This is a genomic window from Desulfosarcina variabilis str. Montpellier (assembly GCF_048565275.1).
Classification (GTDB): domain Bacteria; phylum Desulfobacterota; class Desulfobacteria; order Desulfobacterales; family Desulfosarcinaceae; genus Desulfosarcina; species Desulfosarcina variabilis.
In genome coordinates, this window is record NZ_CP159846.1 from 1204979 (window position 1) to 1216101 (window position 11123).

Genomic DNA, 11123 nt, shown 5'->3' on the forward strand with positions numbered 1-11123 from the left:
ATTATGCTTAAATTTGTTTTTCGACGCTTATTGACGTTGATTCCATTGTTGCTGGTGGTTTCTATTCTCGTTTTCCTGATCCTGCGTCTCGGTGAGAATGATCCGGCCATGGCCTACCTGCGGTTGTCACAGATTCCGCCCACAGACGATGCCCTTGCCACGGCAAGGGAGACCCTGGGGCTTAACCGCCCGTGGACGGTACAATATTTCGATTGGCTGTGGCGGGCGTTTCATCTTGATTTCGGGAATTCCTATGTCACCGGTACACCGGTGCTTGAGCGGATTCTCTATTACCTTCCCAATACGCTGTATCTTGCCAGCGTAGCGTTTTTGATTACCATCGTTTTAAGCCTGCCCCTGGGCGTTCTGGCGGCGCTGAAAAAAGATCGAATCCCCGATCATCTGACACGGGTGCTGGCCTTTATCGGCGTGTCCACACCCAACTTCTGGCTGGGCTTTATGTTGGTATTTCTCTTTTCAGTGCATTTGGGCTGGCTGCCGCCCATGGGCAAAGGCGGCATCGCCCATGTGATCATGCCGGCCTTTTCACTGGCCTTGATGTCTCTTTGTATCAACATCCGTTTGGTGCGAGCCAGCATGCTGGAGCAGATGAACAGCCGTTCGGTGCTGTACGCCAGGGTCCGGGGAATTTTCGAGAAATGGGTGGTCGGCCGCCATATTTTTAAAAATTCGATGATTCCGGTAATTACGGCCATTGGTATGCATATTGGTGAGATGCTGGGCGGTGCGGTTGTTGTGGAGATGATTTTTGCCTGGCCGGGCGTTGGTCGATTTGCCGTTTCATCCATTTACAACCGCGATTTTCCGGTCATGCAATGTTTTATTCTGATGATGACCGTGATTTTTGTCTGCTCCAACCTGGCCGTCGACATTGTCAATGCATGGATTGATCCACGCATTCGCTACGAGGGGAACAACTGATATGAAGGTAATCAAAACCATACTCAAACGCAAACTAAACTGGGTGGCATTACCACTGGTGGTGCTGTTTTTGATTACGGCTACCTTTGCCCCGCTGTTGGCGCCGGCCGACCCCAGCACCGTGGATCTTGAACAAAAATTATCACCGCCCAGCCATAGTCACCTTTTAGGTACGGATCACCTGGGGCGGGATATTCTTTCCCGGCTGATTTGGGGTGCGCGCACGTCTATGGGATCAGTATTTTTGATCATCAACCTGGTGATGATCACCAGCCTGGTCGTGGGTAGCATATCAGGCTATATCGGTGGCAAGGTGGATTCGCTATTTATGCGGATTTGTGAAATATTTCTCACGTTTCCGACATTTATCCTGGCCATGTTTTTGATTGGTGTGCTGGGAACCGGGATGACCAATGTGGTATTGGCCATCGCCCTGACCCACTGGGCCTGGTATGCGCGGATAATTCGCTCGTTGGTGCTCAGCATGAAAAACCGGGAGTATATCCTGGCGGCCCGGGTCGTCGGCACGAGTCATTGGCAGATTTTCGTGAAACACCTGGCTCCACCGGTTCTGGCCCAGCTTGTCATCCTGGCCACCCTGGATATCGGCCATATGATGCTGCACGTTTCCGGGCTGTCGTTTCTGGGATTGGGGGTTCAACCGCCCATGCCTGAATGGGGCGTCATGATCAACGATGCCCGGCAGTATATATGGACCCAGCCGGAGCTGATCATGTATCCGGGACTCATGATATTTCTCGCTGTGCTGGCCTTCAATATCCTCGGCGACACCTTTCGGGACAGCCTGGATCCGGATATCCTGGCCGAGGAGGCGTAACGTGAAAGACACACATCTGTTAAAAGTCGATGGCCTGTCGCTTTGTCTTAAAACTGGTCAGCAAGCGCGTCAAGTCGTGGATAACCTGAGTTTTACCCTCCAGGCAAACCGAATTTTAGGGCTGATCGGAGAGAGCGGGTGTGGGAAGTCCCTCACATGCCTGGCCGTAATGAGGCTTTTGCCACGGGCCATCCAACAGACCTGTGGGACGATTGAGTTCGATGAGCAATCCATCGATGCATTGCCATTTTCGCGCATGCGCACGATCAGGGGCAGGGCCTTGGCCATGATCATGCAAAACCCCATGAGCTGTTTTGATGCGGTATTTACCGTTGGTGAGCATTTCAAGGAAACCCTGGCTTCTCATCCAGACAAAGACTCCCGTGGTGATGAGGAGAGAATCCATGATTCCCTTCACGCCGTGGGATTTAATGACCCACAGAGCATTTTGGGCCTCTATCCCTTCCAGATGAGTGGGGGCATGCTTCAGCGGGCGATGGTGGCGCTGGCCCTGATGATGAATGTCAAACTGCTGATTGCCGATGAGCCCACCACCGACCTGGACGTGATCGCCCAGGCAAAGGTGCTGGACCTGTTGGATACAATAAGGGATGCCCATGGCATGGCCATCCTTCTGGTTACCCACGATCTGGGAGTTATCGCACGGCTGGCCGACGATGTGGCGGTGATGCAGGAAGGGCAAATTATTGAAACCGGGATTGCAGCGGAAATTTTCGAAACGAGTCGTCATCCCTACACAAGGGAACTGATTAACGCCCATCTTGAATTATACGATCATCGGTTGAATACTATAAGGTGATGCATGACGCTATTATCGTTAAAAGGAATCGGAAAGAGCTACCAGCGTGGTAGTATGTGGGACTCGTCAAACCGGGTCGATGTACTTAAAAATGTCAACCTGAGCATTGCGCCGGGGGCCTGCCTGGGCCTCATCGGCCGCAGCGGAGCCGGTAAAAGCACGCTGAGCCGAATCGTGTTGGGATTGGAGCGTCCGGATACAGGTGAAGTTGATTATGATGGCGTTTCACTAACAAAGATGACACGTGAGCAGTCAAGGGGCTATCGGCGAAATTGCCAGGTGGTCTTCCAAAATTCCCTGGGCTCGGTGAACCCGCGTTTCACAGCCGGCCAGGTGATTGCCGAGCCGCTGCACAATTTTGAATCCATGGAAAGGAAACAAGTCAAACAAAGGATCGACGATTTGCTGGAAAAGGTTGGCCTGCATCCATCCGATGCCGATAAATATCCACACCAATTCAGTGGCGGAGAACTTCAGCGGGTTTGCATCGCGCGGGCAATTGCCTTGAATCCGCGTCTGATTGTTTTGGATGAAGCAGTCAGCAGCCTGGACATGGTTATCCAATCCAAAATTATCACCCTGCTAAAATCACTGCAAAAGACAATGGGGATCGCCTACCTATTTATTTCCCATGACATCCGGGTTCTTTTGAAAATGGCCGATACGCTGGCGGTGCTGCATGAGGGCACAGTGGTTGAGACCGTCGACTTGAAAAAGAGTGAGAAGCGCAGCTATCATCCGGCGCTTACTGAATTGGTGGCCGCGGTGCTGCCGCCGGTGCCGGTTGTCTGTAACTGACTTAACGGCAATTCAGAAACAATCAGATCGAAAAACCGGTTGGTGCTCATCTCGTTCTCCGCGTCAGGCATAATACTGGCGCTAAAGCTCAATGAACCATCATAGCTACTGCACCCAAAAAAGAACAGCGGTAAATTACACCCCGGCGGCAAGAGCAAGGCGCGAGACGGTTTGCCGCCGAAGTTGACTTGTTCCACGGAGATATTTCCCATATTGGTGAACCAGTCAAAGGCATTGGGAGAATTGGCCTTGGATTCCCAGCCTTTTTTTGTCATTAGCGTTAGCCCTGCATAGGGAAACGCCCAAAGAACCAAGTATAGCGATATAAAAGCGCTCAGGCCCAACCACGATGATTTTCTTTTATTCACCATTTCAACGATACGCGCCAATGTCGCTTCAAAGTCATCTTCCATAGCGGTTCCATAAGTCAAAATTTCCATGGATGAAAAATTGGAAATGGATTCTGCTTTCTTTTCCGGCAGATATCTGCGCAAATCAATGGTCATGGCCATTCTCAACGCCGCTTTTCCGTCCCATCCTCCCATCCTTGAATACGCGCGGAAAATGGCGGCAAGCAGGACATCGTTAATGGTTGCATTACGATTTTTTGCATATTGAATCATATTTGTGAGTTCTTCTTTTTCAATATGCCTTGTGATATATTTCCCGGCATTTTCCGATGTGTTTTTAACCGGGACACCATGAGTTTTGTTAGGAATAACACTTTTAATCGTTTCATGCAGATAATTAAAAACGATTCGCGGCCGGACAGCCCAGGGAACATGCTTGGTGATCTGCCGAAAACTCCTGGAATCGCAGTGATTGGGATCTGGGTGAAAACCCGGTTCTTCATCCAACCGGTTATAAATGGTTGACAATGTGGCCGTAATGTCCTTGACACCGGCCGCATCGGAAACCAGATGAGATATTTTTATTGTCAGTCTGTCTGCCGATTCCGAGCGATAAAGACATGCAAGAATCTGAGGCGCGGAAAGAAAATCAATCCCTTTTTTCTTGAATGCTTCGTATTCAATTTCATTTTTTGTCAGCGTAAAAACGTTTGATTTATCTTTTTCAACGCTTTTCCAGTACGGCCTTAATATACGGCGGACAAACCTGCAGCCCAATATGGGTTCGGCTTCCAGGAGCAAGGAGACAGCCTTGGCCAATCGGTGTTCATCCAATAGAAAATCAAACTCCATTTCGAGTTGAATGATTGGAATAAACAGAGCATCCATGGCTGCAAGCGCCCGATCCATTGTCCTTGTTGGAAATTTTTGCGCTGTGTAATTCATGAGCAATTTTTTCCTCCACCATGTTTCAATTTGCCCTATTAACCAACTCAAGCATAGTTTTGGTTGTTATATTTGACGATTCCGTAAAAATTCGAGAATTCCAATTTGGCGTCATTCCGGCGCAGGCCGGAATCCAGTGTTTCCAATAATTTCTGGATGCCGGATCAAGTCCGGCATGACGAGCCTGGTGCCTTTTTACAAGGTTATCAAATTCCGGGGAAATATAATTCCGGGGACTAAATTTTGACTAAGGGCTCGCGCAAAAATAACTTCACATTTTCAGCGCCCATCCATCCCGCTCAGCGGCGTTGCGAAAACACGGAATATGCCTGATATTCCTTTGTCTTCGCGCCTTGCTGAGCGGGCGCCTGAACACTGACAATTTGTGAATTTATTTTTGCGCGAACCCTAAATTGGACCTTGGAGCCTGTTTGAGAAGTCTGGATCAGGCCCGATAACAAGGCGGAAAGTGGCTCGAAAGGGGAGCATATATGTAATATGTGAGCATTTTGAGACAGTTTCCAACGCCGGTAGCGGGCCTTAGACGGGTTTATCAAACAGGCTCTCATTATGTCAACCGCTTATACATCTCTGTTATTTCAGCACTCACAGGGCAATCCATCTCTTCAGCCGCCTTGATATGGTGCATATACATTTTCTTTAATTCCGTCAGGTTGCCGGACCCGGCATGCAAGGTCATCAGCTTTCTTAAGGAATTTTCATCAAACGGATCTGCCTTTAATATCTTTTGGCTGTAAAGCGCGGTGCTTTCATTATCTTTTTGTTCATCGTAAATAGCCTCGATCGCTTTGAGTATCATCAGATAGTCTGATGCAAAGCGCGCTCTTTTTTCCATACACCACTCCTCGTATGGGGCTTCTTCAAGAAACGGCCCCTGATAAAAGGATTCTGCCAAAAGATATCGTTCAAGCGCTTTTTGCAAATTGTTTTTTACCACCTTTGCAGATTTGAGGCTCTCGGAAAAGTGTTCCGCATCGATACTGATGGTTATGTCGCCATTGAGTCTGTACGTATCTTTTTTCCGCTCAATGTAGGCGGACGCTTTTTTGGGTGCAAGCTGCGGCTGCAGTGTTTTGCGCAAAACGCTCATGGCCATATTGAAACGGCTTCCGGTTTTTCGGATATCATCATCGGGCCAGAGCATTTCGATGAGCACCTCGCGCGGGATAAATCCTTTTTGCCTGTTTGCGGCAAGATATTTTAAAATCATCAGGGCTTTTGAACTTTTCCATCTGGAAGAGGGGATATCTTGGTTGCCGATTGTTAATTTGAACCGGCCTAAGAGAGAGATTTTCAGTCCTGGCGGCTTTTTGGGGATCTCCTTTTTAAAAAGCCTTTCCAGGCAGTCCAACGCTTTTGAGAAATATTTTTCAATCATCAAAAGGCCGGCAAGGCTGTTTCCAAGGGTGCCTTCGGTGGACAGCAATCCACAGCCGTCAATGACATGGATCGCTCTGTTCAAAAGCCGCCTGGCGGGTTCAATTTTTCCCTGTGCCAGATAAACCTTGTGCAAACAATCCCAGGCATTGGCAAGCCCCCAGCGGTTTCCCGGATCTTCAAAGTGCTCGACGGCGCGGTGGATCAATTCAGCGGCCTTATCCAGTTTTTCAAGGCCCAGACAGTTTTGCGCCCAGGCCAGGTAAACCCACCCCTTCTGATTGTCTGAAAGAAACATTTTATCACAGATTTCAATCCCCTTTGCAGCATATTCAACACCTTTGTCATATCCACCTGAAAAGAAACTGAGAACGCTGCGTTGGGAATAGACCATGGGCAGGCTGATTTTAATATTGAGTTCAATCAGGGTTTTGAGTACTTTTTCATTCAACCGCCGCGCCTGTTCAAGCTCTCCTTTGATAAAAAGGGTATAGGTGTAGGGGATGTCGATCAATGCCCCGGCGGCTTGGCGCCTATAATCAGACGAACCGTCGATCACCTCCCGGGCCGTTCGATAGTATCTCTCCGCAGTTTCAAATTCACACAAGGCCGTAGACAGCAGGGTCAGATAGTTCATGGCAATGATAAAGGTCGGCGCGTTTTCATCAACCTCATCAAGCACCTGTTCCATCAACAGCTTTGCCTCTTTGATATATCCTGTGGAGTAATACTGGGAGCCCAGCTCAACCAGGCATTTAATCATGTTTGCATCTGAATAAATGATGGAAATAAAAAATGGTTTCAGATTCATCGACCGGGAAGATCATCAAATGGTTTTCGACCATTCTTTTTAAAATAAGACCGGCGTTATCCACACCAAAAATCTGCTCGCAGCGACTCGTGTCTATTTCAGCAAAAAGGGCGGCTTTCATCATGAATGTTTGAATGGGGGCCGGCTGCACGTCAAAAAAATTTTCCTTCAGGTATGAGAAAATATAGCGGGGTGTTTGCTTGAACGATTCCAGGGCTCTGGCAATTGACGCCGGTTCTTTTTCATGGAGCGTGTATCGCAGAAGAACCAGGCTGGCTGCCCATCCCCCGGTACTTGAATGAATCTTTTTTATATGCGTGTCTGACGGCAAACGGGTATCAGCAAAAAACCGTTTGACTTCATCGGCCGTAAAAGCCAGATCCTTTTCACTGAATTCAATTAGTTGCTCTCTTGCCCGAATTGTCGACAGACGCAGGTCCGGGTCATGCCGGCCGATGATGACCAAGTGGATATATGCTGCCAGACGCTCAAGCATAAATTCAATCGCATTGTTGATTGGCCTGCTTTTCTGAACCAGATGATAGTCATCCAGAACGAGAACAGTCTCATGTGTGGTCGCTTTTTCCAAAAAAGCCAACCATTCAAGCAGGATGTCGGTCCGGCTTTTTAAATTCGTTTTTGGAATTACAGGCCTCTTCTCAAACGCATCGGGCTTGAGGAAATGCTGGCTGACGGCAGCGTAAAGATAGGCAACAAACACCTGGAAATCGCTATCCTGTTCATCCAGCCGACACCATACGGAAGCGGCATCGATGGCTTCCAGCGAATCAATTACAAGCGTGGTTTTACCGTATCCTGCTCCGGCAATGACAGTAACCAGTCTTTTTTGACGTACCTTTCCAAACAGTCGAACAAGCCGTCTGCGATGAAGGGGTTGATAGTACCTTGGGGGCTGGAGTTTGGACTGCAGCAGATTCATGATGTCATATCCTTTCTGGTCGAAACGTGCAAATTTCGAAAAGGCTGAGTGTAATTTATGTAAACGTGAGGTAACAAATTCTCAAGCTCTAATTGTGGAATGGAAAAAATTGAAGGATATTCTGACTCCTTATCTTTGATGCTCATAGAGCGATGAGGTTTGCATAATATTTGCAGATCGCCTTCCTTATTTACGAATTTATCAATTATCGCGTTTGCATTTTTTTTTCATCTCTTGGATGGTGAATGCATCGAGAGACATCTCCAGCGACGTTCCACTTACCAGTTGAGAAGGCTTAATGGCGTAGGGATAAAATAATTACTCCATTTTGCTTGTCCTTGTGCTCGTCTACGACGTTCCATCCGCCGGCACAAATTCCAACTATGCTCCGGCGGATGCGCCTTGCCTGATTGCATCACAATACGGGGCAATGCGGCCGGCTTTTCGGTATTTTGATGGCTTTTGCCCTCTGCAACGTGTAGTTCCTGCTTTCGGCAGACTGGTGCACCGATAGTTCCACAAGTACCAAATCAACAATGAAATAAATTGTGCAGAAACCAGAATTTGATCTGCTCGGCTTTTTAAAAAAACGTTGTTTACATGAAAGGACATAGTCCGTCTTGCTGAAGTGCGGTTCGCTTCATTATGCAAATTGCTATTTTAAATCTAACACTCAAAAAGGAGGAGAAATGAGGAGAATTTCAAGTCGACCGCTGGCAGCCATGATTTTGATCACTTTTGTACTCTTTGCATGCAAGGCAGTGGCAGTAGCTGCGGAACCTGATCAAGAAAATGACACGAGCGGCATGACCATTACGGCCTCGGACGATGATATGACCGAATCCAGTTGCCTGGATGGGATCACCGAATACGCCGAAACGGGACCATTTTCCTACGAGAGAAAAACAAGTGGTAGAGTAAAAATGTGGGTACCCGATGTGTCGGAAGGCTGTAAAGTTCCCGTCATTCATTTTGCCAATGGCACGGGGGCACGTTGCATCGCATATGCTGGTATTCTTCGTCATCTGGCCAGTCACGGTTTCCTGACGACCTGTTATGAAAGCACGAGCACAGGTAACGGAACGCAGTGTATCGAAGCGGTTGAAACAGCCATGGAGCAATATCCGGACATCGCCGATAACAAGTTGGGATTCACGGGGCATTCGCAGGGCGGTGGTGCGGCGTTTATCTGCACTTATCGTGCTGAACAGCAGTGGGGGGACGAAATGAGCATTGCTGGTCATGCCATTGAACCGGCCAGCGGCTTTGGCCAAGCGCCGATGAATTGGTCAAGCATGTACGCGCAGATTACATCGCCAATGTTCATGTTCAACGGCTCTGTGGACACCTTGGTTTCGGCGTTTTATGTCGGGATGGCCTTTATGCGACTCAGTGACGATGTAGAGGCCTATTGGTATGAAGCTCAGGGGGCTGCCCATATTCCGATTCCAACAAAGTGGTCCAAGGAATCGGCCGTTGCTTGGTTCAGATGGAAACTGTTGGGGGATTCCAATGCCTGCGAATACTTCAAGAGTATGCCCGATACATTTGACTGGCATTTTCAAAACTCGAAAAATGAAACATCATGTGATTAAGCAAGCCCGATTCGCTTTGGAAGGAAAACAAGAGGCCGATGGGATGACCATCGGCCTCTTCTTTTAAACGATTAGGGTAATTCGGACACTTGACGAATCGACCGCAGGCGAACATCCGGCTGGTTATCGATCCAAGCCACCAATGCTGAAAATTCCTGAAATGTGGTGCGTCCCCGACGCTCATCGATCTCCTTGAAATCATACTCATGAAACAGCATAACAACCACCGGTTGCCGGTCCAGGTCAGCCCGGGCCGTGTCAACGCAATCTCGAACTTGAGCAATGCTGCATGTGGCCGGAAGAAAATCAAGATTCGACTTTTCAGTCGAAATTCCCTTTAATTCAGCCGAAATGGTGGTAAAACCCGCCGTTTCAAGTGCCTTTAGGGTATTCAGATCGTATCGGTTCCACGGCGGCACAACAGTGGATACCGGCGCGTCCAGTATCTCTTCCAAATATGCCTTGCCTTTGTTCAGCTTGGCCAACTGACGGTCGTAATCCAGCCCTTCGAATTCCGAGTAATAATCCTTGCTGATGGTCTGGTGAGAATAGCCGTGCAGCCCCACATCCAGGATGCCATCGTCGTATGCGCTTTTAAGAAGGTCTATTTTGCTTGGATCCAGTGGGATCGTCTCCTGGGGAGCGGGATCATGAATATCATCCGCGCAGGCAAACGGAATAACCCCAAAGGTGATGGGTGCCTGATACCGGCTGAACAGATCGATGATGCGTCGTTCGAGAGCGGTCGCACTCGTGGAAGAATAATCATCAAACCGAAAGACCACAGTGACATAGTTTTGCGGAGCCGGTCTAAGTGCGCAACCGGCAATGGTGAGCGTAACGAAAAGAAAAAGGATGATCAGCGCTGTTCGATGAAATGAAATGGTTCGCATGTTCTTTCTTGGTTTGGAAAAGGGAGCTTATCGGCCGACAAAATTCGGCTTGCGTTTTTCCTTGAAGGCGGCAAACCCTTCCTTGCGATCCTCGGTTTGCCTCACAGTGGCGGCGCCCTGGGCCTCACACATAAGGCCCGGATCAAGCCCCTCGTAAAGGCCGGTAGCAAATGCGTCCAGCACGCAGCGCACGGCCACCGGCGGGCGAGCGGCCAACCGGCGCGCCATGTCCATGGCATCGTCAATAAGCTGATCCGGCGGGATCAGGCGATCAACCAGGCCGCAGGTAAACGCTTCACGAGCGCTCAATGTCCGGCTGTACAGGATCATATCCAGGGCTTTGGCCCGTCCCACCAGCCTGGGCAGACGCTGGGTGCCGCCCCAGCCTGGAATGATGCCGAGATTGAGCTCGGTCAGCCCCACTTTAAGTTTCGGATTATCGGCCAGCAGCCGAAAGTGGCAGGCCAGGGCCAGTTCCAGCCCGCCGCCCAGGGCGTAACCATTGATCGCCGCAATGGTGGGTTTGGGAAAACGATCGATCTGTCGCCACAGGTCCCGGCCCAGATTGCTGATGGCTTCGGTATTGGCGGCATCACTGACATCGAATCCGGCGGAAAAGAATTTCTCACCGGCACCGGTAATAATGACCACACGGACAGCTGGATCTGATTTTACTTGGTCGACAGCACGGCCAAAGGCCTGCATGGTCGTCAGGTCCCAGGCATTGGCCGGTGGGTGGTCGATGCGGATCAGGGCAATATGGTCTTTGATTTCTGGTTGCATTGGCTTCTCC

At 49.3% G+C, this 11123-nt stretch carries 10 protein-coding genes; 5 read left to right on the top strand and 5 right to left on the bottom strand.

Annotation, left to right across the window (positions count from 1 at the left end):
* Positions 1 to 3 precede the first annotated feature (3 nt).
* Genes nikB through Dvar_RS05340 form a run of 4 tightly spaced genes read left to right on the top strand, consistent with a single transcriptional unit; the run spans position 4 to position 3398 of the window.
* The gene (gene nikB / locus Dvar_RS05325; protein ID WP_419660666.1) at positions 4 to 942 is read left to right on the top strand and encodes a nickel ABC transporter permease subunit NikB; all 939 of its coding nucleotides are present in this window, start codon (positions 4 to 6) and stop codon (positions 940 to 942) included.
* A 1-nt stretch (position 943) separates the two neighbouring features.
* A complete protein-coding gene (nikC, locus tag Dvar_RS05330) occupies positions 944 to 1780 on the top strand; it encodes a nickel ABC transporter permease subunit NikC (RefSeq protein WP_419660667.1) in 837 nt (278 codons plus the stop codon).
* A gap of 1 nt (position 1781) precedes the next feature.
* Positions 1782 to 2600: an ABC transporter ATP-binding protein gene (locus tag Dvar_RS05335; RefSeq protein WP_419660668.1), complete on the top strand. Its 819-nt coding sequence runs from the start codon at positions 1782 to 1784 to the stop codon at positions 2598 to 2600.
* A gap of 3 nt (positions 2601 to 2603) precedes the next feature.
* Positions 2604 to 3398 (top strand): ABC transporter ATP-binding protein, encoded by a 795-nt coding sequence (locus Dvar_RS05340; protein ID WP_419660669.1) that lies wholly within the window; start codon positions 2604 to 2606, stop codon positions 3396 to 3398.
* On the opposite strand, the gene Dvar_RS05345 is transcribed toward Dvar_RS05340, so the two are convergent.
* From Dvar_RS05345 to Dvar_RS05355, 3 genes are all read right to left on the bottom strand, one after another.
* Positions 3335 to 4255, bottom strand: coding sequence for a hypothetical protein (locus tag Dvar_RS05345; protein ID WP_419660670.1), 921 nt, complete (start codon positions 4253 to 4255; stop codon positions 3335 to 3337). The genes Dvar_RS05340 and Dvar_RS05345 overlap by 64 nt on opposite strands.
* A 1006-nt stretch (positions 4256 to 5261) precedes the next feature.
* Entirely contained in the window at positions 5262 to 6854 is a 1593-nt protein-coding gene (locus Dvar_RS05350) for a BTAD domain-containing putative transcriptional regulator (RefSeq protein ID WP_419660671.1), read from the bottom strand.
* The gene (locus Dvar_RS05355; protein ID WP_419660672.1) at positions 6847 to 7842 is read right to left on the bottom strand and encodes a hypothetical protein; all 996 of its coding nucleotides are present in this window, start codon (positions 7840 to 7842) and stop codon (positions 6847 to 6849) included. Before Dvar_RS05355 ends, Dvar_RS05350 begins: the two co-directional genes overlap by 8 nt.
* 689 nt (positions 7843 to 8531) lie before the next feature.
* On the opposite strand from Dvar_RS05355, the gene Dvar_RS05360 reads away from it, so the two are divergent.
* Positions 8532 to 9437 (top strand): alpha/beta hydrolase family protein, encoded by a 906-nt coding sequence (locus Dvar_RS05360; RefSeq protein WP_419660673.1) that lies wholly within the window; start codon positions 8532 to 8534, stop codon positions 9435 to 9437.
* A gap of 71 nt (positions 9438 to 9508) precedes the next feature.
* Here Dvar_RS05360 and Dvar_RS05365 read toward each other — a convergent pair whose 3' ends face one another.
* Complete coding sequence (locus Dvar_RS05365) at positions 9509 to 10330, bottom strand: DUF2334 domain-containing protein (RefSeq protein ID WP_419660674.1); 822 nt, start codon at positions 10328 to 10330, stop codon at positions 9509 to 9511.
* A 27-nt stretch (positions 10331 to 10357) separates the two neighbouring features.
* Positions 10358 to 11113 carry an enoyl-CoA hydratase-related protein gene (locus Dvar_RS05370; protein WP_419660675.1) on the bottom strand — a complete coding sequence of 252 codons (756 nt, stop codon included), beginning with the start codon at positions 11111 to 11113 and terminating at the stop codon, positions 10358 to 10360.
* Positions 11114 to 11123 lie beyond the last annotated feature (10 nt).